At 66.4% G+C, this 25,436-nt stretch carries 22 protein-coding genes and 1 pseudogene; 6 read left to right on the forward strand and 17 right to left on the reverse strand.

Translation table 11 applies throughout. The features are described from left to right. Nucleotides 1-504: 504 nt before the first annotated feature. The 7 genes and pseudogenes from Csp2054_RS04105 to Csp2054_RS18690 all read right to left on the reverse strand — a co-directional run bounded on the left by Csp2054_RS04105 (nucleotide 505) and on the right by Csp2054_RS18690 (nucleotide 9,487). Complete coding sequence (locus Csp2054_RS04105) at nucleotides 505-1,908, reverse strand: ATP-dependent nuclease (protein WP_255252606.1); 1,404 nt, start codon at nucleotides 1,906-1,908, stop codon at nucleotides 505-507. A 225-nt stretch (nucleotides 1,909-2,133) separates the two neighbouring features. Further along, a pseudogene (locus Csp2054_RS18685) lies at nucleotides 2,134-2,541 on the reverse strand (hypothetical protein); the annotation flags it as partial. Between the two features lie 90 nt (nucleotides 2,542-2,631). Then, nucleotides 2,632-4,752 carry a TniQ family protein gene (locus Csp2054_RS04110; protein WP_176491554.1) on the reverse strand — a complete coding sequence of 707 codons (2,121 nt, stop codon included), beginning with the start codon at nucleotides 4,750-4,752 and terminating at the stop codon, nucleotides 2,632-2,634. Nucleotides 4,753-4,828: 76 nt separating this feature from the next. Beyond that, a complete protein-coding gene (locus Csp2054_RS04115) occupies nucleotides 4,829-5,980 on the reverse strand; it encodes an ATP-binding protein (protein ID WP_096898052.1) in 1,152 nt (383 codons plus the stop codon). After that, a complete protein-coding gene (locus Csp2054_RS04120) occupies nucleotides 5,977-8,025 on the reverse strand; it encodes a DDE-type integrase/transposase/recombinase (protein ID WP_141399120.1) in 2,049 nt (682 codons plus the stop codon). Before Csp2054_RS04120 ends, Csp2054_RS04115 begins: the two co-directional genes overlap by 4 nt. Continuing rightward, nucleotides 8,022-8,693, reverse strand: coding sequence for a TnsA-like heteromeric transposase endonuclease subunit (locus Csp2054_RS18005; RefSeq protein ID WP_176491555.1), 672 nt, complete (start codon nucleotides 8,691-8,693; stop codon nucleotides 8,022-8,024). Before Csp2054_RS18005 ends, Csp2054_RS04120 begins: the two co-directional genes overlap by 4 nt. Nucleotides 8,694-9,220: 527 nt before the next feature. Then, nucleotides 9,221-9,487, reverse strand: a complete 267-nt coding sequence (locus tag Csp2054_RS18690; RefSeq protein WP_141399122.1) for a transposase — start codon at nucleotides 9,485-9,487, stop codon at nucleotides 9,221-9,223. A gap of 299 nt (nucleotides 9,488-9,786) precedes the next feature. On the opposite strand from Csp2054_RS18690, the gene Csp2054_RS04135 reads away from it, so the two are divergent. From Csp2054_RS04135 to Csp2054_RS04155, 5 genes are all read left to right on the forward strand, one after another. After that, a complete protein-coding gene (locus tag Csp2054_RS04135) occupies nucleotides 9,787-10,374 on the forward strand; it encodes a hypothetical protein (RefSeq protein ID WP_096898056.1) in 588 nt (195 codons plus the stop codon). 216 nt (nucleotides 10,375-10,590) lie between these two features. Next, complete coding sequence (locus tag Csp2054_RS04140) at nucleotides 10,591-11,235, forward strand: hypothetical protein (protein WP_141399123.1); 645 nt, start codon at nucleotides 10,591-10,593, stop codon at nucleotides 11,233-11,235. 198 nt (nucleotides 11,236-11,433) lie between these two features. Further along, nucleotides 11,434-12,231: a hypothetical protein gene (locus Csp2054_RS04145; protein ID WP_096898058.1), complete on the forward strand. Its 798-nt coding sequence runs from the start codon at nucleotides 11,434-11,436 to the stop codon at nucleotides 12,229-12,231. Then, nucleotides 12,224-13,339, forward strand: a complete 1,116-nt coding sequence (locus Csp2054_RS04150; protein ID WP_096898059.1) for an XRE family transcriptional regulator — start codon at nucleotides 12,224-12,226, stop codon at nucleotides 13,337-13,339. The genes Csp2054_RS04145 and Csp2054_RS04150 overlap by 8 nt, the downstream gene beginning before the upstream one ends. Nucleotides 13,340-13,357: 18 nt before the next feature. Beyond that, entirely contained in the window at nucleotides 13,358-14,788 is a 1,431-nt protein-coding gene (locus tag Csp2054_RS04155) for a hypothetical protein (RefSeq protein ID WP_096898060.1), read from the forward strand. Between the two features lie 335 nt (nucleotides 14,789-15,123). Here the strand turns inward: Csp2054_RS04155 and Csp2054_RS04160 are convergent, their stop codons facing one another. The 6 genes from Csp2054_RS04160 to Csp2054_RS04185 are packed head-to-tail and all read right to left on the reverse strand — an operon-like array spanning nucleotide 15,124 to nucleotide 21,438. Then, a complete protein-coding gene (locus Csp2054_RS04160; RefSeq protein ID WP_217990864.1) occupies nucleotides 15,124-16,317 on the reverse strand; it encodes an MFS transporter in 1,194 nt (397 codons plus the stop codon). Next, nucleotides 16,310-16,831 (reverse strand): GNAT family N-acetyltransferase, encoded by a 522-nt coding sequence (locus Csp2054_RS04165; RefSeq protein WP_096898061.1) that lies wholly within the window; start codon nucleotides 16,829-16,831, stop codon nucleotides 16,310-16,312. Before Csp2054_RS04165 ends, Csp2054_RS04160 begins: the two co-directional genes overlap by 8 nt. Beyond that, a complete protein-coding gene (locus tag Csp2054_RS04170; RefSeq protein ID WP_096898062.1) occupies nucleotides 16,828-18,180 on the reverse strand; it encodes an FAD-dependent oxidoreductase in 1,353 nt (450 codons plus the stop codon). The genes Csp2054_RS04165 and Csp2054_RS04170 overlap by 4 nt, the downstream gene beginning before the upstream one ends. A gap of 20 nt (nucleotides 18,181-18,200) precedes the next feature. Further along, nucleotides 18,201-18,617: an arsenate reductase ArsC gene (locus tag Csp2054_RS04175; protein ID WP_096898063.1), complete on the reverse strand. Its 417-nt coding sequence runs from the start codon at nucleotides 18,615-18,617 to the stop codon at nucleotides 18,201-18,203. Between the two features lie 23 nt (nucleotides 18,618-18,640). Then, on the reverse strand, nucleotides 18,641-20,053 hold the full coding sequence (locus Csp2054_RS04180; RefSeq protein ID WP_176491556.1) for an arsenic transporter: 1,413 nt from the start codon (nucleotides 20,051-20,053) through the stop codon (nucleotides 18,641-18,643). Continuing rightward, nucleotides 20,053-21,438, reverse strand: a complete 1,386-nt coding sequence (locus tag Csp2054_RS04185; protein ID WP_096898064.1) for an FAD-dependent oxidoreductase — start codon at nucleotides 21,436-21,438, stop codon at nucleotides 20,053-20,055. Before Csp2054_RS04185 ends, Csp2054_RS04180 begins: the two co-directional genes overlap by 1 nt. Before the next feature lie 110 nt (nucleotides 21,439-21,548). Between Csp2054_RS04185 and Csp2054_RS04190 the strand changes: the two genes are divergently transcribed. After that, the gene (locus Csp2054_RS04190) at nucleotides 21,549-21,905 is read left to right on the forward strand and encodes an ArsR/SmtB family transcription factor (RefSeq protein ID WP_096898065.1); all 357 of its coding nucleotides are present in this window, start codon (nucleotides 21,549-21,551) and stop codon (nucleotides 21,903-21,905) included. A gap of 346 nt (nucleotides 21,906-22,251) precedes the next feature. Here the strand turns inward: Csp2054_RS04190 and dnaB are convergent, their stop codons facing one another. The 4 genes from dnaB to Csp2054_RS04210 all read right to left on the reverse strand — a co-directional run bounded on the left by dnaB (nucleotide 22,252) and on the right by Csp2054_RS04210 (nucleotide 25,434). Next, on the reverse strand, nucleotides 22,252-23,565 hold the full coding sequence (gene dnaB / locus Csp2054_RS04195; RefSeq protein ID WP_096898252.1) for a replicative DNA helicase: 1,314 nt from the start codon (nucleotides 23,563-23,565) through the stop codon (nucleotides 22,252-22,254). Between the two features lie 539 nt (nucleotides 23,566-24,104). After that, entirely contained in the window at nucleotides 24,105-24,557 is a 453-nt protein-coding gene (rplI, locus tag Csp2054_RS04200) for a 50S ribosomal protein L9 (protein WP_058728351.1), read from the reverse strand. 14 nt (nucleotides 24,558-24,571) lie between these two features. Continuing rightward, on the reverse strand, nucleotides 24,572-24,829 hold the full coding sequence (gene rpsR, locus Csp2054_RS04205; RefSeq protein ID WP_017887834.1) for a 30S ribosomal protein S18: 258 nt from the start codon (nucleotides 24,827-24,829) through the stop codon (nucleotides 24,572-24,574). A gap of 47 nt (nucleotides 24,830-24,876) precedes the next feature. Continuing rightward, entirely contained in the window at nucleotides 24,877-25,434 is a 558-nt protein-coding gene (locus tag Csp2054_RS04210) for a single-stranded DNA-binding protein (RefSeq protein WP_096898066.1), read from the reverse strand. Nucleotides 25,435-25,436 lie beyond the last annotated feature (2 nt).

Consider the following 25,436-nt stretch of genomic DNA (forward strand, 5'->3'; position numbering starts at 1 on the left):
CAAAGCCGACGCCAGCGCCCTCGATGCTAGTTGAGGACACGAACTGCTCTACCCATGTCCGCTGACGATCAAGTGGTGTTCTGTGGCTTGATCGAAGCAGCCGGCGAGCTCCGTCTTCGTGAGGTCCGTACTCGACCGTCAAGACCTCCCTCGGGGCCGACAGGATGGATCCGCTCTTCACGAGACACGTGGCGCGCAGGACGCGTAGCTCTCTGAGGATTGCTGTCTTAGCTTCTCCGTAACTCGCGATCGTGTAGTCAGTGAGGATCACTCGGGGCAGGCCGGATGTTTTTGCTGGCTGAGGAGGGGCAAGCATCGCGGTTAGCCTTCTTCCGTTACACAAAGCGAGTCACGCTTGTCCGATTAGCATGTTCGAAACATTAGACTATCTGAACGACCGATCGATGAGCCTCGTGGCATCCGCCGGGTCCCTCCCCGGGGGCGCGCGTTCCAACAAGCCAGATTGGAACGCAGCCAGTTGAGGAACACGCCACAACGAGTCCTTCAGTCGGTCCGATTCGTCCAGATCAAGGATCGGAGAGCCGCGATATTCTCACTCGCATGTGCCTTCAGTGCACCTGCTCCGAGTTCCCTGACGGACTCAGCTACGGCCATCTTCGCGGGTGTCGTAAGTGCATCGCCCGTCTCGGCGATGCCCAAGGACGCCGCGGCGGCCGTCAGGTTGCTCGTCCACTTCTTGCCTCTGTTTTGGAAGTGAGAGTCCTTGAATTCCCTACCGAACGCCGAGTTCAAGCGTGGCAAGTATGCTTCAGGGAGGAAAAGATCTTCAAGCTCAGAGTGGGCTCGCTGCACATCCCGAACGACGAAGACATTCGCCGCCCTAATGAGTTTGAGTTCCCTGAGTCGGACCGCCTCCGCTTGACCAGCTTCATCGCCGTCCAATACGGCAATTATTCGGCTCACCGAAGACTTTTCTCGTGTGATTTGCGAGCGTAGCTTCCCTACGCCCCTGATCGCTTTGAAAACAACTCGACCGTTGCGCACGTCAGACTTCTGACTCACCTGCTCCGCTACCACGGAGGCAAGAGATGTCACATCTGTAATACCCTCGACGAGAACCACGACCTCAGCGGAATCGAGATTGTCATGCAACTGGACTCCGAGGGTCTCGCGGATTTCTGCGATCGACTTGGCCGGCTTGGCTTCATTCGCCCTGACCAGGATATTGGACTGCTCGTGGTCTCGGTTCACGAAGATCGGATTATGAGTTGCGAGCACCACTTGCTGATCAGACGAAATGTCTTCGAATAGCACCTGAAGTTCATGAACAGCTGACGAGTGCAAATGGGCCTCGGGCTCATCGACCAGCAGGATGAAGCTATGGCTCTTTGTCCTTTCTCGTGCAAGTTCCTGGATCAATGCCAGAGTCACGAGGCTCTTGACGCCGTCACCCTTGTTTGCGAGTGACGTGATGGAACCATCATCTACGAGAACATCCTCGACGTTGTCCGACCGCTCCAGGTCGGTCGTTAGGATCTGGATGGCGGAGATACTGGGCAGATATCGTTGAACCGAGGCTGTTAACTCGGCCCCTACTCCGTCGATGGCGGAATGCCGAAGATCTCTGAGTTTCTCGGCAAGCGCGACATACTCTTCAGATTGAGTGAGTTCGCGTATCCGAATTCTACTCAGGTCATTCATCAACCCTCGCGCCTGTTCAATAGTACGCACAGCCGGAATCGAAACGAATGTTAGTCGGTCCGCGATGAACGATGCAATTTCGCGAGCTTTCGCCTTGTGGCTCGCAGCGCCGCGACCGGGCTTAACGACCCCGAAAGACGCACCATTCCGGGACAAACTAATCTCCACGGGCAGTTCACCGTTATTGGTGATACCGGTGGCTTCATGAAACTCCTGGACCTCCTCCGGCGTGAGTCCAAAGGTCAAGCGGAGGACAGTAGGGTGTGAGCCAGGACGATGCTGCTTCGATATCGGATAGTCGTCAGTCCATGAATATCCGAGCGCGTCCTGCCGGCGAGTACCTGTGCCGCCCCTGGTACTCCGGGCGATCCAGGACGCGAGGGCCCCAGTCAGATCCGTATCGCTGACGTTGCCCGGAATGGAGCTCCAGCGGTCGATCAAGTACATGCCTAAACCCACGGCACGTAGAAGATTGCTCTTGCCTTCGTTATTCGGTCCGACGAGCGTCGTCAGGTCGCCGAGTTGAAATTTTGTTTGAGAGCCGATTGATCGAAAGTTCTTGACGGTGACTTCTCGTAGTCGCATTGTTCCCCTGGCTTGCGCGTGGCTCCAAGCAAGTGTTCGGTATTGAGGAAGTTGCCGCCAGTACCCAAAAGGGGGACACCGAACCTGAAGACCGATCCCTGCGTCGCGGAACCGTTGTCGACCTCGCGCGACGAGAGTTCCTAATAGGGCTCGCTTCGAGGTGTGGGTCTCGCTGTCAAGCTCGCTCTCGCTTCTCCTCTCGGAGCACCCCCACGCGTATCCGGACCTTCTCGTACCTCGCGCTAAGCATCGCGTAGCGCGGCGGTGTACTTCCAGCGGCTTGGGCCCGAGCATTGGAAAATGCCTGCAGCACGCTGCTGACCGGCACGGCTCGCGATCGTTGTTCTCTTCGTGGTTGATCGAGCTAGCCGCAGCGTCGTGCTCTCAGCGCCAGTCGATTAGGTGGCTGCCGCCTGCTCCCCGATAGACGCGGGCGCCGTGCCATCCGTAGGGCAGCAGCACGGTCACATCCTGGTCGGCGTCGTTCCCATTCCGGTGCGTCACAGGAAGGTACGGCTGCCACGGAATTTGCCGTAGATGTGCGCTCCAGTCGATGGGGAAGATCGGCTGGTCCGACGGGACGGGATGCCTTCGGAGCGCCCATCGGACGTGCTGCGGAGTGCGGCGTGTAGCTGCGGCCAGGGCTCTGACGGTCGTGACGCCGGAGGCGACAAGGTCGTGGAGCGCTGGCACCTCGATGTCGTCGATTTCGGGGCCGAGGTGGACCGCTTCTCGGCCGGCCCATCGCGGTGGCTCCCAGACAGCGACGGGGGACGTGCCTTTGCCTCGGTCGTACGCGCTTACGGCGTCGATGGTGGATGTGAGCCAGGCCTCCAGGTATGCGTCGAGGGCGATCTGTAGCTGTGCTGTCATGCGGATCTGGAAGTCGGTGTACTCAGCCGCATCCCGTCCGTTCGCGACGACGGCCCAAGGGGTGGGGAGGGCGCTGATGGGTTGTGCTGTGGCTCGGAGGTAGAGGTAGCGGCGTGCGTTGAGGAGGCGGCGGGGGCCGCCGGTGAAGGTGCCGACGCTGGCGCAGATCATGTCCCAGTGCGTCGGTTCGAGGAGTTGCCACCACGGCAGGTGCCGCTGCCGGGTCGCGTAGTTGATGCCCGGTTCGGATGCTGCGAGGTAGCGGGCGAGCTCGCCGAGTTGCCGCAGGATCGCGGTCGTTTGAGCCGGTGTGCCGAGCATGGCTGGTCGGAGTCGTCGTCCGATACCGGCGATCGCCTCATGGTCAGGTACGTCTCGGTAGGCGCCGGCGAGAGCTGCGGTCAGACCGAGCGCGAGTGATCGCTGAAGGGTCTCGGGGTCGGCGCCGCCGGCCACGCTCAGTGGCACTGCCCAGTTCGCCCAGAGCAGGGGCGGGATGTGATCGGCGGTCCACGTCGGGTTGCGTAGGGAGTCGTGAGGCATCAGGAAGTCGACGTAGGCAGCGACGGCTGGTTCGTCGAACTCGGCTCGCACCGCGCTACCGGTCACGAGACGTTGCATCGCCGGCAGGTCGCCGTCGATCGCCCGGAGGACGCGGCCTCGAAAGCGCGGTCCGACGCCCGGCCAGTAGCCGAGGAGGGTCGCGGCACTGCCGGGGCCGCGTTCGGTCTGCCCCTGCGCGGAGGGCCGCGCGAAGGTCAGCCGCCGGATGATGGGTCGAACTTCCTCCTCCGAGGTGAACATGAGCGCGAACGCGGCGGCCATGAGCGCCCCCATCGCTAGCGCGTTCTTCGGAGGCGCGGTTCCGATACGTGCGGTCTCGTCGAAGAGGCCGTGCAGCTGTGACGGGTCAAGCTCGGCGAGCTCTGCGATGAGGGCGGTGTCGTCCGCGGCGAGGAGCGCGATTCCGACGCCGCGTAGCGTGCGGAAGAGGTGCTGCACGTCTGGAATGAAGACATCCAGCGTCTGTCGGTCACGCTTCCAAGCGGCCGAAATCGCGGCCTGTGCGCGGACGATAGGCGCGCTCTCGTCGAACGCCGCCTCGTGCCACGTGGCCCCCAAGTCGTGACCACACCGGCTGCCGTCCTCGAGGCGTGCGCGACAGCGTGAGGGGTCGACCGGGTGTGCTTCCATGAGCGCGGGATCTGAGATGCCTTCCCCGCACGCTGGACAGGTGTCGTGCAGCGGCACCTGGTGCGTCTCGCAGAGGAACGACCACCACAAGCGCCAGTGCGCGAGGAAGACGGCTGGCCGGGCGGTGAGGCACTGTGGGCAGTACCGGGTTCCGGATCCTCGGGTCCAGTTCTTTGCGTGCGCGGGCAGACCGTCGTCGCCGGGCGCGAGCGCGTCGTTCACGAAGGACCGCATCATGCCATCCAGGAGTTCGCCGGTGCTGCAGCCGACGGCGATTGCGATAGACCGTGCGACCTCGGCGGGGAGGATCATGTCGAGCCGGCGCCGGTCCGCTGACCGGAGTGCGCCGAGACCGCACCAACGGCTGATTGCTGCCGGGGGCTCGCCGACGTATGCAGCGATCCGTAGCAGCAGGCTCGGCAGGTGTTCTCCGGGCACGACGGTCGTCCGGAACCCGAACGGGAGCGTACCGGCAAGGTCCGAAGCATCCGTCCGCGGAGTTGACGCCCTCATTTCAACGCCAGCTCTGCCGGAACGAGAACCGGCCGGCGTCCCAGAGTTGCAGGCGTTGCGCACGCCCATCCTGTGCCCGCTTCTCCACGGCGACCATGTCGAGGATCTTCCGGGTGATGCGCTGGTCAGCGGTCGCGGCGGCGACGTTCACGGCGCCGGACACGAGCGTCGACACGTGGCTCATGTAGCCGAGCGTTGCGACCCAGAGGTACTCCTCGAACTCGTCGCTGAGCACCGCTTCTCCCGGCTTGTGACCGCTGAGTCGGATCCTTCGCTCGATCCGATGCAGGATCTTTCTCCATTCGGTGATCTCGGTCTTGGTGCTGCGTCGGTAGGGTTCCAGCTCGATGAGCATCCAGCGCGCTTCGGACTGCACCCGTGCTGCCTCTCGTGCGCCGCTGCGCTGCTCGGCGAGCTGCTGCCGCATGTCGTGACCAGCCAAGACGATCCGGACGCCCATGTTCTGGAGCGACTTGAATCCGTCGTGGACGTACTTGCCGGTTTGGCCGTCGAAGTTGATGAACTGGATCTCGTCGACGAACACCCACCGGATCCGGTGCCGCTCAACCGCTCGCCCGAACGCCGCACGAGCGTCCTTGTCATACGGCGCTCCCACCTGCTGGCAGAGCAGCGCGAACAGCTGCTGCTCGGCCTGCTTCTTCGGCAGATCCACGAACACCACGTCTCTCCGAGGAGCGGTGAACAGGCCGTCATCGTGTAGCGGTGCGCTGATCCCGATGCGGGCGTCCCAGGCGGCTTGGCACATCGTTTCCGCGGCGATGCGACGAATGAGCTTCGTCTTCCCGGTACCGGGAGGTCCGGTGACGAGGGTGATGGGGATGAGATCAGCGGTGCGGCGTGGCTGTGGACTTCGCACGGTCCGGTACCGCATCTCGGCCTCTGCGGTCTGGCGGGTCCGCAGGTACGGCCACGAGTGGTGCCAGTCTTCGAGCGCGGCCCGGTGACGCCGTCGCTCGTCCGGGCCCGCACCGACGTGCAGATGGCCAGGATCGAGGATGTCAGCACCCGTGACGCCGCGAACGAACGCTCGGTCCTGATCGGCCATCAGCGCCCAGCTCTGCTCCGGGAGAGGATCGTCGCCGAACAGTCGCCGGACTGCAGTCGGTAGGACTCGTTCGTCGATGAGGGTCATGCGAATCGGCCGAAGAGGTCGTCGATGTCATCAAGGTCATCGTCGGAGTCAGCATCGACGTCGGCTCCGGCTTGATCGAGGAGTTCCTCGAGGTCGTAGTCCATGTCGCTGGGGATCACGGTGCCGGAGTCGAGCGCTTGCAGCCGCTCGTAGGCGACAGCGTTCATCTCGTCAGTTCGGGAGAGCTCTGACCGGCCGCCGCGGATCAGGTCGTCGTCAGCGCGCCACTGAATCAGCAGCTGCAGCATCCGGTCCTGGTACTCAGTCCGCCGCAACGTCAGATCGCCGACCTGCCCGCCGAGCACGGTGAGGGAGTGGTCCGAGAACTGGGGCGTGTCTTCGGTGCGGAGCACCCAGGGCACTTCCCATGCGGTGCCGTCGGGGTCGAAGCAGTACACCTGCCGCAGGTCGGATGGGTTGTAGTGGAACGTCCAGTAGCCGTCGCGGGAAGCACCGGGGGTGCGCAGCAGCGTCTCAATGATGGGTGCGTTGAAGAGCTCGTAGCGGCGGGTGATGCCGTACTTCCGGAGCTTGGCTCGGAAGGTCGGCAGGAAACGGATCCACTCGTTCTCCCACTTAGGCATCTCGACGAACCCGGTCTCGCCGACGAGTTCCGCCCAGCGCTGGTAAGGACTGATGCGCCGTCCGAGTTCAGCGCGAAGGCCCCGGTGCTCGCGGAAGTTGTAGAGGTCGGTCCATTGCTGGTCGCGTTCCCAGAGCTGGTCCCAGGTGAGGAGGGCCTCGGTGTGGAGGCCGCGTTCGTCGATTGACCCGCCGACGTAGCCGGCGCAGAGTTCCTCGAACTCGGTCTTGTAGCTGAGGAAGCTGCGCTCGATGAAGGCTTTGGCGCGCGGGTCACGGACGCGAGCGAACTCGACCTCGCATCCCAGGCGGGCGAGTTGGCTGACGTGGAAGTTGGAGAGGAAGTCTTTCCCGTTGTCAGTGATCAGGCGGCGCGGCGGGATCGGCCACCGAGTGAGCGCGCGCGGTATCCCGACGAAGGGGCGCGGGTATACCCGGCCGTCGACGGTGACCGTTTCGCGGTCGTCGACCATCGATGCGAACGCGTCGGCAAGAGCGAGGACGACACCGACGCCCGAGGAGTGCTCGCTGATGGAGCGGCCGACGATCATGCGGGTGGCGGAGTCGATGATCTTCACCAGCGTGACCCGGTAAGTGCGGGCCTTCCCGGTGCGGTCCTTCGGGTCCCAAAGCATCACGTTCGAGGTCGTGGCGTCGATCTGCCAAAGCGACCCCGGGCGCTCCAGGTGGCGCAGGGCGAAGGACTGCTTGGGCGCTTGCTCAGTGCCGTGCTTCGTCTTCGACTTGGTCTTCAGGTGCGGCATCCGCTTGTGGACGCGATTGACGAGACGGTAGAACGTTCGCTCCGACGGCGGCTTCGTGATGTCGGGAGCGGTGCCGAGGAGCCAGAGGCGGAACTCGAGGTACTGCGTCTGCGTGTGCAGAGCCGGATCGAACACGCGGTCGAGCAGGAACTTCTCCACCAGGGCGGGGATGTCAGCGTCGCGGTTCTTCCGACGTTCCCGTGTGTAGCGACCGTCGACCGTCGCTGTGGGGCCGGCCGTTTCTCGCTTGATGGCGCGGCTGACGCGCTTGCGGGCCGTCTCGTAGGGGATCTCGTCGTGCTCGGCGATGCGTCTCGCGATCGCGGCGAGACGTTTGCCTTCGATGTGGATGACGTCCGGGTCGACGTCCCGGGAGGGCTTCTCGTTATCCCCTTGCCAGGGTGCGATGCCGGTGTCGATGTAGCGGATGAGCGCGCGGTGGTAGTCGCGCTTGCCGATTGCGGTGTCGCTGAGCCGGTCGTCGAGGTCATGCAGCAGCATCGACGCCGGCGGCGGGTTCTCCGGGCTGGCGATCGCCTTGACCACCGCGCGGAGCGGCCGAGGAGTCACGGGTCGGTTCGCGGCGTCGACGAACTGCACCCACCCGTCAGCCCATGACTGCACGAACACCTGTTCGCCGTCGAACACCACCGGCATACCCACGCGCAGCTTCGCGACCCACTCCGAGTCCTTCGTCACGGGTTCACCGTCCACACGATCGAGGTCGGCCGGAACGGCAACCGCATGTCCGTGCGGAGGTCACGGCGCCACAGCATCCGACGGATCAACATCATCGCGAACCCCGGCTCGTACCCCCGTGCGGCGACGCGTGCCACGAGCTCGACGACGGGCATGGGTCGCGTGCACAGCTCCGCCGCGATCGGTGCCCAGCGCCGGTAGGACGGCTCGGGAACCCGCGCCTCAGTGAAATTCTCGAGGTTCGCCTGCATCAGTCGCGGCATCCCCGTCCAGACCTCGTAGCCGATACCTGCCTCGGCAAGAACGCCCCTGACCAAGGCCGCCCGAGCCCGCCACTTCCGTTGCGCCGCCTGCTCGGGGTTCTTCACGTCGACGACCAGCGGCGGCAGCCCGTCCCCAAGAAGGACCAGGTCCGGCGTGTGCAGCTTGCACGGCGCTCCTCGCTGGAACGCCAACGTGAACGGCTGACCACCGATGTAGCGCACCGCCGGATGGAAATCCGCGAGCGTGATGAAGTCCCGTTCCAGATGCGACTCCGCGCCGACGAGCGACCCGGTGGTGTGGGTCCACACGGCGACGGGCTTGTGATCTTGCGTCAGTCTGCGAGAGAACTCGCGCATCGGATGCGCGGAACGCAGCAGCTCCGCCGTCAGATCAGCGACCTGCACACTGCGGACAGTGCGCCCGTCCGTCGAGTACCCGGCGATAACGCCGGCGGAAGGCCTCTCGGGCTTCAAACGGTACGTCGACCACGGCCGGTGAAACCTCATCCGAAGCCCCCGTACCAAGCTGCCGACGCGGTCTGTCACATGCCTGGGGTTCGCCGCCCAGGAGTTCAGGACCTCCATGGGATCGACGTCCCACTCACCGACGCGCGTCCGGCCACGATGAGCGAGCCGTTCGCTATCGCGGAGCATTGGGCTCCCGAGGCCCCCCGCCCAGGCTGGAGGGGTGTCCGGAAGCCGCACGTACGCCGGTCGGCCGGCACGGCCGGGCTCGTCTGGCGGGCCAGCGACAAGCGTATCCGTGCTCATGTGGCGTCGCCGGAAGGCCCCACGCGGACCGCACCTGTCGGCCGTTCGTCTCTACGACGGCGATACGCGTCGGAGATTTCGAGGTGGGTAGTGGACAGCAGTGGGCTCATGGCGGCACACTAACTGTAAGTTGCTTACAGAATCAATCCTTGCAGGAGCCGCTACCGCTCGTGAGAAGACGCATCTTGCTTCGCTGCCCGAATCCAGTTACTAACCGCGACGTGGCTGACACCGAGCGCCTCCGCAATGGCATTCATCGTGAGGCCAGTGTCATACGCCTCGCGAGCGAGACGAACGCGCTCCTCGTTCGTCTCGCGGAGCACCTTCTCCGCACGCCGCATCGCTTCCATAAGGGCGTCCGCACGAACTTTGTCCGTGACTCTCTTCGGCGGACGTCCAGTCCTGCGCGCGGGGGTCGGCTCGCTCATAGATGCGCTCCAACGATCGAATCGAACGTCGGAACGGCGGTTGCGCGCCCCGCGGGCACGTGGAAAGATCCGACGCGAATCTCGCTCGGATCAGGCAGGCAGTCTCGAGTTGTGGCGGGCACTACACGCGGTTTGGCCGTCGCGTGCCGAGGGGTCAATGACGACCCCTGCAAGTTGTGCCTACAAACCATGGTAGCTCCCGGACTCCGTCCTCGTCCCTCGCCGGCTTCGCGCCGGGTCAGTGCCCCCATTCTCGCTCGTTTACGAGGCAAATCGACGATTCGAGAGGTGGAGCAGAGATGAACGAGGTCGACCCGTCCTTGGCCTCGCTCGCGGGCGTGCTCGCTCACGGTCGCGACTTCGGCCTGGCTGAAGGGCCCCCAGACGGCCCCCGAGGACGTCAAGCGACGCCCGAGGAGGAGGAGTTCCTGATCCGCTCCGGCAGCCTGACTCGCGAGGAATACGAGGAGTCGAAGGCGGCGGTCGCTCGCGGGGAGCTGGAGGAGGCCGAGCGTCTGACCGTCCAGGAGGCGCTCGTTGCCACGCTGGCAGCTGAGGAAGCCGCCGACTGGCTTGGCATCAGTGAGGCTCAGCTGCACGCGCTGCTTGCTGCCGGCGAGGTGGTCGCATTCGTTTCCGACGGCGAGCTGCGGTACCCGGCATGGCAGTTCACGGACGACCCTGCCCAACCAGTCCTTTCGGGCATGGCACGACTGACACCGGCGTGGGGTGACGAGAAGCACCCCGCAACGGTCTTGGGGTTCATGTACAACGCCTGCCTCGAGATCCCTGGTACCGACGACACCTTCACTCCAGTCGAGTGGCTCAGGCTCGGCGGAGACCTGCAGGTCGTCCTTGACCAGCTCGAAGCCGCCAGCTGGCGGTAGAAACACCTCGACGGCCCCCGACCACACCGTTTCGAGTCGTGCCATCACCTACCAACACCCATCCCTGCAGGAGGCATCGATGGCCACCCCAGAAGTCGATCGAGAAGAGACGACCTGATGGCGTCACGGCTACAGATCGCTCGCGCTCGCGCACGTGTGGCTCTCGCCGGCCGGACCGGTGAGGACCTACCGGAGAGCGTCCGGAGGGCCGCGGCCATGGACTTCGCGGACGCCGACGATGCGGTCGCAGTCGACCGGGACCGCGAGCTCGACCCGCCCCGGCTACGCGGCGCCTTCAGACAATTCGTCGGCGTCCACGCCGGCGGTCACGACTTCGGGCCTCGCCACAACCCGCCGCAGCCTCGAACCGGTCGAGATCTCACCCCGGACGAGGAGGAGGCCCTCATCGAGGCTGCGTTCGGCACGCGGGAGCGGTACGAAGCGGCGAAGGCTGCTGTCGCGCGAGGAGAGCTCGATGCAATCGAACGTCGGTCCTGGCAGCGCGGACTGAGCGCCTCACTCACCTTGGAAGAGGCAGCCGACTGGCTGGACACAGGAACGGGACGTGTGCTCACCCACCTCGCGTTAGGTGACCTGTTCGCGTTCGTGTGCGACGACGAGCTTCTGTTCCCGGCATGGCAGTTCACCGACGACCCGGACCAGCCATCGCTGAACTACATGTCGTCGCTGGTCCGAGCGTTCGATGAGGACATGCACCCGACGTCGATCCTCGGGTTCATGACAACACCCCACTCGTACACGTCCATCGACGGCGAGCCGGCAACGCCGGTCGAGTGGCTCACCTCAGGCCGCGACGCGAAGCCGCTGCTGGAGCTGCTCGAGACACGGCGGATGAGGTAGGCACTGCACCGAAGAGCCGCTCAGCCCACTCCCGTTTCCCCCTCGCCCCCCCAGGAGCGGCAGGTCCGCCTCGACGCGCTCTTGAGGCTCGGTCCCCTGGTCATCTCTAGCCCTCCAGGAGCGCAAGCCCGACGGTCGTGACACGCCAAGAGTAAAAATGAGCGCAGAACTTACTGCTCTCGATCTATGCTGAGTCCCGTGAGTGCAGAAGACGACGCCATGAAGAGCCTCGGTGAGGCTGGCTTCCTCAGTGTCCTGAAGTGGGCAGCTCCCGCAGCCTTCGCGGCGACAAACCAGATCTACGACGAGGACGCCGGCCATGATCAGGGCGTCGTCGGCTACCTCAACTACAAGCACCTCCAGGACCATCTGGATCGCGCAACGTCGAACGGACGGTTCGGCCTCGGGCCGGAGGTGGAGGGCGTCGGCGGTGACGTTCTCGAGCGCGGTGTTCCGCCGCAGGTGTTCCGTTCGATGCCCCTCCTCGCGGCCCACGCGGTGACGCGCAGCAACTACCGACAGTCACCAGGCTGGGCGGTGGGCGGCTTCCGCGTGCTCCTGCAGTCGTTCACGTTCGGCGGCATCGACGACATCAAGTGGGTGCAACGCAGCGACGCCAAGCGCCGGGTCGCGTCGCAGCACTTCATCAGCGACGGCACGCTCTTTGACGACGAGGACTTCGGGCTCGAGTCCATCGACGGGATCCCCGAGGATGACGGCTTCACCGGCGTCACCCTCGTGGCCGCACACGCGTTCAATCCCACGACCAAGCAGTTCGAGCTCTACCTCGGCCAGAGCAAGAATCCGGCGTACCCCCACGACGGTTGCTGGCACTGGCGCGTGAAGCTCATCTCCGGCGGCACGCCGATCGGCGGTGTTGGCACGGTCACTCCTCCGGCGCAGCCGAGCCGCGGCGCGTCGACCGATGTCGAAGACGTCCCGGTCCGCATCAAGCGTCCGAGCGCTGCCGAGGGTCTCGGGTCGGCAAATGGATAGTCCACTGCGGCCCTCGCAGGCTCTGTCGGCAGCGTCGTCGCTCTTCAACGGTGAGCGGCTCACGATGGCCCGACAGCTCGCAGGGTTGAAGAAGTCCCACCTGGCGACCCTGATCGAGATGTCACCGGCTTCGGTGACGTCGTGGGAGAGCGGCGCGAAGCAGCCCAACCGGGCAACGGTTGCAAAGCTCGCGTTGGCGTTACGCGTTGAACCTCAGTTCTTCGGTGGCGGCTCTCCACCCAAGGTCAACAAGCCCCACTTCCGTTCCCTCCGCTCGACTCCGCAGATCGCTCAAGACGAGGCGGAGGCGTACGGAAGATTCGTCGCGGAGGTGTCCGGCATGCTCGAGAACGCCGTCGAGTTCCCGCAGGCTCTCCTGCCGGATCTTCCCGTGGATCCGGATGAACGAACGATGACCCCCGAGGACGCCGCGAAGGCGGCTCGCGAGTTCTTCGGCGTTGTACCCGGACCGATTCAGCATGTCGTGCGTCTCGCCGAACGTGCTGGTGTCGTCGTGGTGTTCAGCGAGCCCGGTGTCGCAGCGATCGACGCGTACTCGCTGCACACCGCCACACGGCCGGTCATCATCCTGAACCCGGTGAAGGACGACTACTACCGGCAGCGTTTCGACGTCGCCCATGAGCTCGGCCATCTGATCATGCACCACGACGCCGAGCCCGGCGGAAAGGTGGCTGAAGAACAAGCCAACCGCTTCGCGGCGGAGTTCCTCCTGCCTGCAGAAGAGATTGCCCCCCTCTTGCCGAGCTCGACCGCGGGTCGGGCATGGGCGCAGCTCGCTGAGCTCAAGGAGCACTGGGGCGTCAGTCTCGCCGCTCTCCTGTACCGTGCCCGGACGCTCGGCGTGATGGGCGATGTCTCGTATCGCAACGCGGTCATCCGGATGTCGCAGAACGGTTGGCGACGTGCCGAACCGGGACGAATCTCCTCACTCGAGATGCCGTCGATGCTCCCCCGAGCGCGAGAGGTGCTCGGCGAAGCGGGGATTAACGATGAAGACTTCTTGGCCGGCTCGGGGCTGCCGTCGGCGCTCTACGCGATCGCGGCGTCTCGGGTGCCGACCGCGGCGGCTCTAGAACCTGCGCAGTAACTTCATCGAAAGGAACCCATGCGCTTCTCGGAAGCCTTCGGCGTAGACCGGGCGGAAGCCGACGACTGGTTTGATTCGCACCTCACGATTGACACGAAGCTGTTCATCGACCCGCTGCTGCTCCTCGAGGCCGGCGGAGACTGGACTGCCGCACATGAGGAGCTCATCGCTCACTTCGTCCACTGCTACAGACTGGTTGCGAAGGCGACGTCCCCGTCCTCCGTGTCAGCGAAGGCAGCACGACGCCTGCTGACGTTCCCCGAACCGTTCGAGCTCGGTCTCGGCTACACCTCGGCCGGTACCCGAGGCTCCGGATCCGGCGACCGCTTCGCGGCGCGCATGGCCGACGGCATCGCCGTCGCCATCAGCGCCGGCCTAGACCACCCCGAGCACATCGAAGAAATCGGCATCCTCAACGAAGGCATCGGAGCAGACCGCATCTCCGACGCGACGGCCAACGTCCTCAAACGGCACCTCATTGCTTACACGCAGGACGTCGCACGTCGTCACGGTATCCCGCTTGTCGCACGCAAGGTGCGGAACGCGCGTGTCACGCTCGACGCAGCGAGATGGCACGATGACATCGTCGAGCTGCCGATCAATCCCACGAACCAGCAGCCGATCATTCTGGTCCCAGAACAGCTCCTCAACGGCCTCCCGACGCTGAATGCGGATGACTGGTTTGACTCGCACTTCAACGACGACATCCGCCTCTCGCTCAATCTGAAAGTCGGTGAGGGCGTCTCGAAGGCCAGCATCGTGCAATTCGCTCGGCAACACCCGGACCGGGTCCGCGATTGGGCGCGCACCCAAACCAGCCGCAACGACCTCGCCGGATACAACTTCGGCAGTGACCCGCTCGGCGTCGTGCAATGGGACAAGGAGGCGTCCCGCTTCGCGACCGAACACCCCTTGGCGGCCCGCGTGGTCACCACACACGACGACCTCCTCGAGCTCGTCGCCGAGGTCGTCGATCGTTTCCAGCACTTCGTCGAGCAGCAACGCGGGTGGAGCCTCTTGTGGAACGATGACAGCTCCGAGAAGCCCGAGGAAGCGGTGCAACTGCTGTTCCTTGGTCTCGCGCAGCCGTACCTGCGGCAATTCGATGTCGAACTTGATCGCGAAGTGGAGCTCGGCCGCGGACCGGTGGACTTCAAAGCCTCATCTGGAACCACGGCTCGGGTGCTCATCGAGGTGAAGAAGCTCCACAACGGCAAATTTTGGAACGGGCTCAACCACCAGCTGCCCAGCTATATGACCTCCGACGTCGCGACGCACGGCTGGTTCATCGCCGTGCAGTATCGAACCAATCGCAGCGCCACCGATCGCCTGAAGACGCTGCCCAACCAGGTTGCGCTGGTCGCAGGCAAGACCGGCAAGATGCTCCGTTACACGGCCATCGACGCGCGCCGGCCGCGCTCCGCATCGAAGATCGAAGACGAGGTGTGAGGAAGCGGGCTGCGGGCTCTCGCGCTCGCGCGGTGCTGATCGAATTCACGGCCATGGACTCGCTAGCCGCCGCCCGAGACCCGACCGACTTCTCACGTCCAGATGCACCATTTGTCTCGAATACGGGCCACGAGCTTTCCAGGGCGCGGTTCGACCCGCCGTCGGGGTCGATGTGCCGGCGGTTCGATCCGAGCCTGTCGAACACCCGAGAGCCCGTTCGGGCCGACATCGTGATGTCGTCCCCGGCGAGCTAGACCATGATGCGGCGCGTGGAGCGCGTGTGCTCTCGGTGCAAGAAGCCCTAGCGACGAGCGACGGCGGCCGGTCGTCGAGGTCTAACCGGTGCGGCATTCAGCGGCCGTCCGGCACCGGAGGCGGCTACCGATGATGAGGCTTGCCCCACCAGCAGCGGAAACGAGCGCGAGGAGAATCGTCGCGCCGCCGGTCCCGAGTACGGCGTCGAGGCTCGCGCCGACTGCGGGGGCGATGGCGGTGGCGATCGTGACGGGCGCGGCGAACACCGCGGTGAGGTGGCCGGCGCCTGCGGTGCCCCACCGGTCGACGACGGCGGATGCTTGTACGAGGGTGAGTGCGCCGCGGGCGGCGCCGGCGGTGAGGACGATCACAACGACGACCCCGAATGGCCGCGGCACCAACGCGAGCAGGATCAGCGCGGCGACCGCGACGATGGTCACCAGCAGGGTGCCGTTGGTGCGGGCGCCGGGGAGGATGAACAGGATCCGGCCGGCGACCTGGCCGATGCCGACGAGGCCGAACGCTGCGGTGGCTGCGGCGAGCGTGTGGCCGCTGCTGGTGAGGCTCGGCACGAGGTTCAGGGTCGCTGCGTAGAGCGCGAGGGCGAGGCCTGTGATTCCGACCTGCAGGCACGGAGCGGACCGGATGATGCGACGGGTGCGGCCTGGGTCCGCGGTGGCGTCCGCGGTCCGGGCGTGCTCAGGCCAGTACACGGGCACCAGGAACGCGTGGATCGGTGTCACTGCGACCAGCAGGATTCCGGCGAGGACGAGGGAGCTGTCCCGCCAGCCGAACGCGTTGGTGAGGGCGGCGGCGATGGGGGCGAAGATCGTGGACGCGAGCCCTGCGGTGAGGGTGAGGACGGTCAGCGCCCTGGCTCGGTGCTGCCGGTACTGCTTGTTGATGACGGTGAACGCCGCCTGGTAGAGCGTGGCGGCTTGGGCGATACCGGTCAGGCACCACGCTGCGGCGAAGAGGGGCGGGGACGGTGCGGCCGCGACGGTGACGAGGCCGATGGTGCCTAGCAGGGTCCCGGCGGTCATCACCCTGCGCGGCCCGACGCGGTCGAGGAGCCGCCCGATGGGGATGCCGATCACCGCGGAGAGGATGAGCCCGGCCGAGAACGCGGTGGTGATCGCGGCGACGGTCCAGCCAGTGGCGGCGGCGATCACGGTGCTGGTCGCGGGAAGCGCGTAGTAGAGGGTGCCCCAGGAGATGACCTGGGAGGCGCACAGACTGACCAGCAGGAGCAGGCCGCGGGTGCGGTCAGACACCGACCCGGGCGCTTCGCCGCTCGATGAGAACCGTGTCCCGCCATCGGCCGGCGAAGGGACCGTAGCCCATCAGTGCGACGCGTTCGCGTGTTCCGATCTGCCGGAAGCCGTGCCCGGCGTGCAGGGCGATGGACGCGGTGTTCTCTGGGAAGAGGGAGGATTGGATCGTCCAGATGCCTGCCGCCTCGGTGGACGTGATCAGTGCCTCGAGGAGCGTGTGCCCGACGCCGCGGCCGCGCGCCTGCTCGGCGACGTACACGGAGTGCTCGACGACCCCGCGGTACACGGGCCGGGCGGAGGTCGGGGAGACCGCCACCCAGCCGAGGACCTCGTCACCGTCCACGGCGACGAGCCGGTGCGCCGGCAGCTTCCCTGCGTCGAACGCCGCCCACTCTGGCGGTTCCGCCTCGAACGTCGCGTTCCCGGTCGCGATGCCCTCCCGGTAGATCGATTGCACGCTCGGCCAGTCCGCCGCGGTCATCGCCCGCACGGTCAGTGTCGTCCCGGTCGTCATCCGCAGCAGCCACCCGTCGTCGAGGTCGTGTCCGTCTGGTCGGTTGTGCAGCAGGACGTCCCGCCGCCGATGCTCGTGGAGCACACACCCGTCTCGGGGAGCTCGAGCTGCACGTCGCGGGCGGCCTGGTGGTCGCCGGCGAGTTCCGCGGCGATGGAGCGGACCTGCTCGTAGCCGGTGAGGAGCAGGAACGTGGGTGCGCGGCCGTAGGACTTCATCCCGGCGATGAAGAAGTTCGGCTCCGGATGCGCCAGCTCCGCGACACCGTGCGGCGGCACGGAGCCGCAGGAGTGCAAGTTCGGGTCGATCAGCGGTGCCAGCGCCCGGGGTGCTTCGACGATGTCGTCGAGGCCGAGCCGGATCTCGCGGAGCATGTCGAGGTCGGGCCGGAACCCTGTCGCAGCCACGACGACATCCACCGTCACTGCGAACGCCTCACCGGCACGGCGGCCGCTTACGGTGACCTGGTCACCGTCGGGACGGACGTCGTCGATCTCGAACAAGGCGAGCTGCTCGACCTGCCCGGACTCGAAGAGGCCGTGCACGTTCGAGCCGAGCTGCCCGCGGGCCGCGAGCCCGTCAGCGGCATCCGCGCCAAGGCGTGCGGTGCCGGCGTTCCGGATCGCCCACAACAGCGTCGTGCCGGGCTCGTCCTTCGCGAGGGCGGCGAGCTTGATGAGCGTGTTCGCGGCCGAGTGGCCGGCGCCGACGACGAGGACCCGCTTCCCAGCGAACCGGGCACGGTCCGCTCCGAGCACATCCGGGAGGGCGTGCACGACCCGGTCACCGAGATCCGCAGCGGGTGCCAGGCCGGCGGCGGTGAGCGGGTTCGGGGACGTGTAGGTGCCGGAGGTGTCGATGACCGCGCGGGCGGTGACGTCCTCGACGCCGTCGCTCGTGTGGAGGCGGAGAAGGAAGGGAATGTCGGCGCGGCCGGTGGAGCGGGTGCGGTCCATACCCTGCCGGGACACCGCGTCCACGCGGACCCCGCACCGGATCACGGGTGCCAGCTCGGGCGTCTGAGCGAGGGGTTCGAGGTACTGGGCGACGAGGTCGTGCCCGGTCGGCAGCGACGACCGGCGGGGCTCGGTCCAGCCGGTGGCTTCGAGGAGGCGGCGGGCGGCGACGTCGATGACGTACCGCCACGGGGAGAACAGCCTGGTGTGCCCCCACGCACGGACAGACGTACCAACCTGGTCGCCGGCTTCGTAGACGACGACGGGCAGGCCCCGCTCGAGGAGATGCGCGGCGGCTGCGAGCCCGACGGGGCCGGCGCCGATGACCGCGACGGGCAGTCCGGTGAGGCGGTCCGCGTCGGCTCGGGGTGGGACGGTGAGGGTGAGGGTCATGGGGGTGGTCCTTCCGGTGGTCAGGCGGATGCTTCGGTGGGCAGCAGCTCGGCCAGGAGCGCCTGCACGCGGGTCTTGATCTCGTCGCGGATGGTGCGAACGTCGTCGATGCCCTTCCCGGCGGGGTCGGTGAGGTCCCAGTCCTCGTACCGCTTGCCGGGGAAGATCGGGCACGCGTCGCCGCAGCCCATCGTGATGACCGCGTCGGACTCACGGACAGCGTCCGTGGTGAGGACCTTCGGCTGGTTCCCGGCGATGTCGATGCCGTCCTCGGCCATCGCCTGGATCGCGACGGGGTTGATCTGGTCCTTCGGCGCGGAGCCGGCGGAGAGGACCTGAACGCGGTCGCCGCCGAGGGCCTGGGCGTAGCCGGCGGCCATCTGGGAACGGCCGGCGTTGTGGACGCAGACGAACAGGATCGTGGGGGTCGCGGTCATGGTGGTGCTTTCGGTTGGGGTGGTCATCGGATGAGGGTGAGCCAGCCGGCGAGGGCTGTCAGGGTGACGGCGAGGACGGGGACGGTCAGCACGATGCCGGTGCGAAAGTACTGGCCCCAGCCGATGTGGATGCCCTTCCGTTCGAGCACGTGCAACCACAGCAGGGTCGCCAGCGAGCCGATCGGGGTGATCTTCGGGCCGAGGTCGGAGCCGATGACGTTGGCGTAGATCATCACCTCGTGGGTCAGCCCGGTCGCGCCGGCTCCGCCGATCGCGAGGGCGGCGATGAGGACGGTCGGCATGTTGTTCATCAGCGACGCCAGGATCGCGATCACGAACCCGACCCCGAGCGCTGTGACGAGGACACCGTGGTCCCCGAACACGTCGAACAGCTTCGCGAGGTAGTCGGTGAGACCCTGGTTCTGCAGCCCGTAGACGACGAGGTACATGCCGATCGAAAACAGCACGATCTGCCACGGCGCCTCCCGGATCGTCTTCCACACCGGGATCACCCGCCCCGACTCGCCACCGGCGCCACCGGTGCCATTGCTGCCGGCGGTGACGGTAGCGGTGCCGCCGGTGGTGACGAGGACTGGGGACGCAGTCTGACGGGCGAAGAGGAACGCGGGCTGCCGGGCGGCGACGAGAACGATCACGACAGCGCCGACACCAGCGACCGCGGCGAGGGGAACCCCGATCGGGTCGGCGGCGAAGTAGCCGACCAGCAGCACGGCGAGGACCACCCAGCCGGCGCGGAACGTCGCCCGGTCCTTCACCGCGGCTGCGGGCCGGGTGAGGGCGAGGACGTCGTACCGCTTCGGGATGCTCCTGCCGAAGTACGCCAGCAGCATCCCGAGGGACGCCAGCACGGACACGATGCCGACGGGCACCATGACGGCGGCGTACTCGGCGAACCCGAGGCCGAAGTAGTCGGCGGAGACGATGTTGACCAGGTTCGACACCACCAGCGGCAGGCTGCCGGTGTCGGCGATGAACCCGGTGGCGAGGATGAACCCCAGCGCCGCCTTCGCCGGCATGTTCAAGGCGCGGAGCATCCCGACCACGATCGGGGTGAGAATCAGCGCGGCCCCATCGTTGGCGAACACGGCCGCGATGACCGCGCCAAGGCCGACGATCAGCACGAACAGCAGCCGCCCGTTCCCGCGACCCCACCGGGCCACATGGAGCGCGGCCCACTCGAAGAACCCGGCCTCATCGAGGATCAACGAGATCAGCACCACCGCGACGAACGTCAACGTCGCGTTCCACACAATCCCGACCACCGTCGGCACATCCCCGAGCCCGACGACCGTGGTCGCGAGAGCGATAACCGCGCCGATGAGTGCGGTGTAGCCGATCGGGAAGCCCTTGGGCTGCCAGATCACCACCACCAGCGTCGCGACGAAAATCGCCGCAGCGACCACCGCCAGCACCATCAGGCGCTCACCCCCGCCTTGGCTGCCGCGGCGGCACGTTCCCAGCCCTGCGCGGCGACCTGCACCGCATCCCACGGGGACCCAAGCGGCGGCGTGTAGCTGAGGTCCAGGTCGATGACGTCGTCGACGGTGAAGCCGGCGTGGAGCGCGGTGGCGAACGTGTCGATGCGCTTGCTGATCTCCGCAGACCGTTCACCGACTATCTGCGCCCCAAGGAGCCGCCCGGACGGCTGGTCGGCCGTGACGCTGATCGTCAGCGGCACCGCCCCCGGGTAGTACCGCTTGTGGTCATCCGCGACCGTCACCCGGGTCAGCGGCGACACGTCGAGCGCAGCGGTTTCGTGGTGGCGGAGGCCCGTGCGGGCAGCGACGAGGTCGAACACCTTCACCACCTGCGTCCCCACCGAACCGGCGAAGACCTTGCTGCCGCCGAGCATGTTCTCCCCGGCGACGCGGCCCTGCTTGTGCGCGGTCGTTCCGAGCGGCAGCCACGTCGTCCCGAGGAGCCGGTGGTGCGTCACGACGCAGTCGCCCGCCGCCCACACGTGCGGCACCCCGGTGCGCATCTGCTCGTCGACGACGATCGCGCCGGCCTGCCCGAGCTGCGCACCGGCGGCGGCCGCGAGGTCCGTTACCGGCCGCACCCCGACACAGACCACCACGAGCGCGAACACGCCCGCGGCGTCCGCGGATGCAGAGCTGGTTGCGACGCGCCACTGGCCGCCACCTGCCGGGGTGATTCCGGTGACCGTCGCACCAGTTAGCACCGTCGCGCCATGCCGGCGGACCTCCGCGGTGACCAGGGACCCAAGTTCCGGGTCGAGGGTGGAGAGCACTTCCGGTCCGCGCTGAATCAGCGTCGTGTCGAACCCGCGAGCGACGAGCCCCTCGGTCATCTCGATGCCGATGTAGCCGGCGCCGACGACCGCGACGCGGCTCCCGGCAGGCAGCAGTTCCAGGGCGGCGACCACCTGCTCCGCGTCGGTCATCGAGTGCAGCAGGTGAATGCCGGGCTCACCGAACGGGATCCCGGCCGGACGGACCGGCTCAGCGCCGGTCCCGATCAGCAGCTCGTCGTACCCGATCTGCTCCTCACCGGCCGGACCGGTGACGGCCAGCAGCCGGCGCTCGACGTCGACGGCGGAAGCCCACGTCGAGGAGCGGACCGTCATCCCGGCGGCTTCGAGGTCTCCGCGGGTGCGGTGCGCGAGCGATGCTTCCGTGGCGACGTCGCCGGAGACCCAGTAGGGGATGCCGCAGATGGAGAAATTTGGGAACTCGTCGGCGAGGATCACTGTCACATCGGTTGACGGGTCCAGCTCACGGGCGCGCAGCGCCGCAGCGATACCGGCGTCACTGCCACCAACGGCAACAAGGTGAGTCATCGGGTCGGTCCTTCACAGATCGAGCGGAGGTCGAGCAAGAACATCGAAGCACGTCGATATCGATGAGCGCAAATATAGACGTGCATCGAAGGACGTGGGATGATGGGGCGATGACGACGATCGAGCTGCTCCCCATCCAGGACGTCACCGCCTGCTGCTCACCCGTCACGACCGAAGCAATGACGCAGGAGTCCGCCGAAGTCCTGGCGAAGTCGTTGAAAGCGATTGCGGACCCGGCGCGCTTGCGGCTGATCTCGATGGTGGCCGCTCACGAGGGCGCGGAAGCATGTGTCTGCGACCTGCAGGAACCGCTCGGGCTGTCTCAGCCGACCGTCTCACACCACCTCAAGGTGCTCGTCGACGCCGGCATCCTGCACCGCGAGAAGCGCGGCACCTGGGCCTACTTCTCCCTTGTCCCCGGGGCCCTCGAGTCCGTCGCGAGCCTGATCACCACTCCCACGAAATAGGTCCGTCGACGCGAGGCGCTACCTGAGCGGGACACCGCCCTTTACGACTACGGCCTGGAACGACGCCGCAACTGCGTAAACCACGTGACCTTCAGTCCATGGCGCAATGATTCGCCATGCCGCGCTGACCCGGCTGCGGCAATCTGCGCGGACGTCTCGGGACCTGCCTGCCCGAACGAACTCGATCGCCGGCATGGACTAGTCCGACCGGCTGAGGCCGCAAGAGGACCTCGCGAGGCGGCGACGGGAAGGTGTACCGCGCTGCTGCCAAACAACGTGTCCAGTTTCGTATTTCAGACACGTTGCGTGGCAGTTGGACAAGTTAGCTGGCGGACGACACAACCGCCTACTGCGGCATGTCCACGAACCTCGAGAACATCCCGTGGAACGCCACCGTGATCGTGTCCGTCGGCCCATTGCGGTGCTTCGCCACGATCAGGTCCGCCTCACCCTGTCGCGGGTTGTCCTTCTCGTACGCCGACTCACGGTGCAGCAGGATGACCATGTCGGCGTCCTGCTCGATCGACCCGGACTCACGCAGGTCGGAGATCATCGGCTTCTTGTCGGCACGCTGCTCCGGACCACGGTTCAGCTGCGACAGGGCGATGACGGGCACGCCGAGCTCCTTGGCCATGAGCTTCAGAGCACGCGAGAACTCGGAGACCTCCTGCTGGCGGGACTCGACGCGCTTGCCCGAGGTCATGAGCTGCAGGTAGTCGATGACGACGAGCTTGAGGTTGTGCTGCTGCTTGAGTCGGCGGCACTTCGCCCGGATCTCGACCAGCGTCATGTTGGGGGAGTCGTCGATGAAGAACGGGGCGTCGTTGATGCGCCCGCGGGTCTGCGCGATGGTGGTCCAGTCGCGGGAGTCGACCGTGCCCTTGCGCATGTTCTGCAGGGGGACGCTCGACTCGGCGGAGAGCAGGCGCATGGCGATCTCGGCGCGGCCCATCTCGAGCGAGAAGAACGCCGCGGTCTGGTTGTGCTTGAGCGCGGCGGCACGGCACAGGTCGAGCGCGAGCGTGGACTTGCCGAGTGCGGGTCGGGCGGCGACGATGATGAGCTGCCCGGGGTGGAAACCGTTGGTCAGACCGTCGAGGCCGCTGAACCCGGTCGGCACACCGGTCATCTGCCCGTCGCGTCCCTTGGCGGCCTCGATCTCGTCGATGGCGGCACCGATGGCGTCGGTCAGGGGGACGTAGTCCTCGGTCTGGACACCGCCGGCGACGTTGTAGACCTCGGCCTGCGCACTGTTGACGAGGTCGGTGACCTCACCCTCGGACGCGTAGCCCATCTGCACGATCCGGGTGCCGGCGTCCACCAGGCGGCGGAGCACGGCCTTCTCGGCGACGATCGACGCGTAGTACCCGGCGTTCGCGGCCGTGGGCACCATGCTCGTGACGCTGTGCAGGTACTCGGCGCCACCGGCCCGGGAGAGCAGTCCGGTCTTCGTGAGCTCGTCCGTGACGGCGATGACGTCGGTGGGCTCGCCGTGGGAGTACAGCGACAGGATGGCGTCGAAGATGACCTCGTGCTTGGGGATGTAGAAGTCGACCCCGCGCGCGGTCTCGATGACGTCGGCGACGGCGTCCTTCGACAGCAGCATGCCGCCGATGGTCGACTGCTCGGCGAGGAGGTCGTGCGGCGGCGTCCGCTCCATGCCACCGCGCTCTGCGACGTCGCGGGGGGACGGATCGAGATGCGCGATCGACACACGGACTCCTGTCGTTGGAACGGCGCGAGCCCCTGCCCGCACTGAAGGTCTACCCCGAGCGACCGACATCACCGAGTCGCTGGGCCACCGTACGGGGGGAGAGTTATCCCCACAAATGGCACCTGTGGATAACTCTGTGGAGAGCCTGCGGAACACGCCGGGGTGTCGTGTGGACAACTGTGGACAGCCATGTGGACAACGAGGGTGTAGAACACAGTTTCGACCCGCTGAACGGGGCTTTTCCGCTCCACACCATGTGTGGAAAAGTGGGGTTCAAGTTCCCATTGAAGGTTGTCGATCGGGGCGTTTCAGGTGTGTAAAACCAGTTGACAAATCGAAACCTGAGGACAACTTTCTCACGTTGCTTCCAGGTTCGGCGCACGCACCTGAGCGGTAACCAGCCAGCCGCGAACAGCCAGCCGCACGCACGACGACGGGCGGGCCTCCCGGAGGAGACCCGCCCGTCGTGAGCGGAAGACGCGACCTTACTTGGCGGCGACGACCTGGAGGGAGATCACCGCGGTGATGTCCTCGCGCAGACGCACGGTGGCCTCGTGGTCACCGACGGTCTTGATGGTCGCGGGGACCTCGACCTTGCGCTTGTCCAGCGAACCGACGCCCTGCGCCTGGACCGCGTCGGCGACGTCCGCCGGGCGGACCGAACCGAACAGGCGGCCGTCCTTGCCGGCCTTGACGGTCAGCTTGATGGTGGCGTTCTCGAGCTTCATCTTGAGGTCCTGGGCCTCTTCGATGGTGGCGAGCTCGCGAGCGGCACGGGCCGCACGGATCGACTCGACCTGCTTCTCGCCGCCCTTGGACCACGCGACGGCGAAGCCCTGGGGGATGAGGTAGTTGCGGGCGTAGCCGTTCTTGACGTCGACGACGTCACCGGCGGAACCGAGGCCGGAGACCTCGTGGGTGAGGATGAGCTTCGACATGGGTGATCCTCCGATCAGCGGCCGGAGCCGGCGTAGGGGAGGAGCGCCATCTCACGGGCGTTCTTCACGGCACGGGCGATGAGGCGCTGCTCCTGGACGGAGACGCCGGTGATGCGACGGGCGCGGATCTTGCCACGCTCGGAGATGAACTTGCGAAGGGTCGCGACGTCCTTGTAGTCGATGACGCCGACCTTGATCGACTTCGCGGGAGCGGCGTTCTTGCCGCCCTTGCCGCGAGGCTTCCGGCGGTCGCCGGTGCTCTTTCCAGCCATTGTTTTTCCTTAGAGATGAAGAAGTTGTGTCCGGTGGACCGGAGGGATCAGAACGGGGTCTCGTCGTCGTACGAGCCGCCGGGCGTGCTCCACACGTCGTTCGACTGTGCGTTGCCACCCTGCTGGCCGCCCTGGGGCGACCACGGTGCGTCCGACTGACCGCCGCCGTTGTTCCAGTTGCCGCCGCCGTTGCCGCCAGCGTTGCCGCCGCCGACCTGGCCACGACCGCCGCCGTTGCCACCCGCAGCACGGGTGACCTGCGCGGTCGCGTAGCGGAGCGAGGGGCCGATTTCGTCGACCTCGAGCTCGATGCTCGTGCGCTGCTGGCCCTCACGGTCCTGGTACGAGCGCTGACGCAGACGGCCCTGCGCGATGACGCGCGAACCCTTCGTCAGCGAGCCCGCCACGTGCTCGGCGAACTCGCGCCACACGCTCGCGCGGAGGAACAGCGCGTCGCCGTCCTTCCACTCGTTCGCCTGACGGTCGAACGTGCGCGGGGTGGAGGCGATGGTGAAGTTCGCCACCGCGAGCCCGTTCTGCGTGTAGCGCAGCTCGGGGTCCGCGGTGAGGTTGCCCACCACCGTGATGACGGTTTCGCCGGCCATGA

The organism is Curtobacterium sp. 'Ferrero', from assembly GCF_002412165.1.
GTDB lineage: Bacteria > Actinomycetota > Actinomycetes > Actinomycetales > Microbacteriaceae > Curtobacterium.

What these genes read in the sequence shown, in the direction of transcription:
- Csp2054_RS04115 (WP_096898052.1), bottom strand. Translation starts at nt 5,980, where the DNA reads ATGACCCTCATCGACGAACGAGTCCTACCGACTGCAGTCCGGCGACTG.
- Csp2054_RS18690 (WP_141399122.1), bottom strand. Translation starts at nt 9,487, where the DNA reads ATGAGCGAGCCGACCCCCGCGCGCAGGACTGGACGTCCGCCGAAGAGA.
- Csp2054_RS04135 (WP_096898056.1), top strand. Translation starts at nt 9,787, where the DNA reads ATGAACGAGGTCGACCCGTCCTTGGCCTCGCTCGCGGGCGTGCTCGCT.
- Csp2054_RS04140 (WP_141399123.1), top strand. Translation starts at nt 10,591, where the DNA reads ATGGACTTCGCGGACGCCGACGATGCGGTCGCAGTCGACCGGGACCGC.
- Csp2054_RS04150 (WP_096898059.1), top strand. Translation starts at nt 12,224, where the DNA reads ATGGATAGTCCACTGCGGCCCTCGCAGGCTCTGTCGGCAGCGTCGTCG.
- Csp2054_RS04155 (WP_096898060.1), top strand. Translation starts at nt 13,358, where the DNA reads ATGCGCTTCTCGGAAGCCTTCGGCGTAGACCGGGCGGAAGCCGACGAC.
- Csp2054_RS04165 (WP_096898061.1), bottom strand. Translation starts at nt 16,831, where the DNA reads ATGACGACCGGGACGACACTGACCGTGCGGGCGATGACCGCGGCGGAC.
- Csp2054_RS04170 (WP_096898062.1), bottom strand. Translation starts at nt 18,180, where the DNA reads ATGACCCTCACCCTCACCGTCCCACCCCGAGCCGACGCGGACCGCCTC.
- Csp2054_RS04175 (WP_096898063.1), bottom strand. Translation starts at nt 18,617, where the DNA reads ATGACCGCGACCCCCACGATCCTGTTCGTCTGCGTCCACAACGCCGGC.
- Csp2054_RS04180 (WP_176491556.1), bottom strand. Translation starts at nt 20,053, where the DNA reads ATGGTGCTGGCGGTGGTCGCTGCGGCGATTTTCGTCGCGACGCTGGTG.
- Csp2054_RS04185 (WP_096898064.1), bottom strand. Translation starts at nt 21,438, where the DNA reads ATGACTCACCTTGTTGCCGTTGGTGGCAGTGACGCCGGTATCGCTGCG.
- Csp2054_RS04190 (WP_096898065.1), top strand. Translation starts at nt 21,549, where the DNA reads ATGACGACGATCGAGCTGCTCCCCATCCAGGACGTCACCGCCTGCTGC.
- dnaB (WP_096898252.1), bottom strand. Translation starts at nt 23,565, where the DNA reads ATGGAGCGGACGCCGCCGCACGACCTCCTCGCCGAGCAGTCGACCATC.
- rplI (WP_058728351.1), bottom strand. Translation starts at nt 24,557, where the DNA reads ATGTCGAAGCTCATCCTCACCCACGAGGTCTCCGGCCTCGGTTCCGCC.
- rpsR (WP_017887834.1), bottom strand. Translation starts at nt 24,829, where the DNA reads ATGGCTGGAAAGAGCACCGGCGACCGCCGGAAGCCTCGCGGCAAGGGC.
- Csp2054_RS04210 (WP_096898066.1), bottom strand. Translation starts at nt 25,434, where the DNA reads ATGGCCGGCGAAACCGTCATCACGGTGGTGGGCAACCTCACCGCGGAC.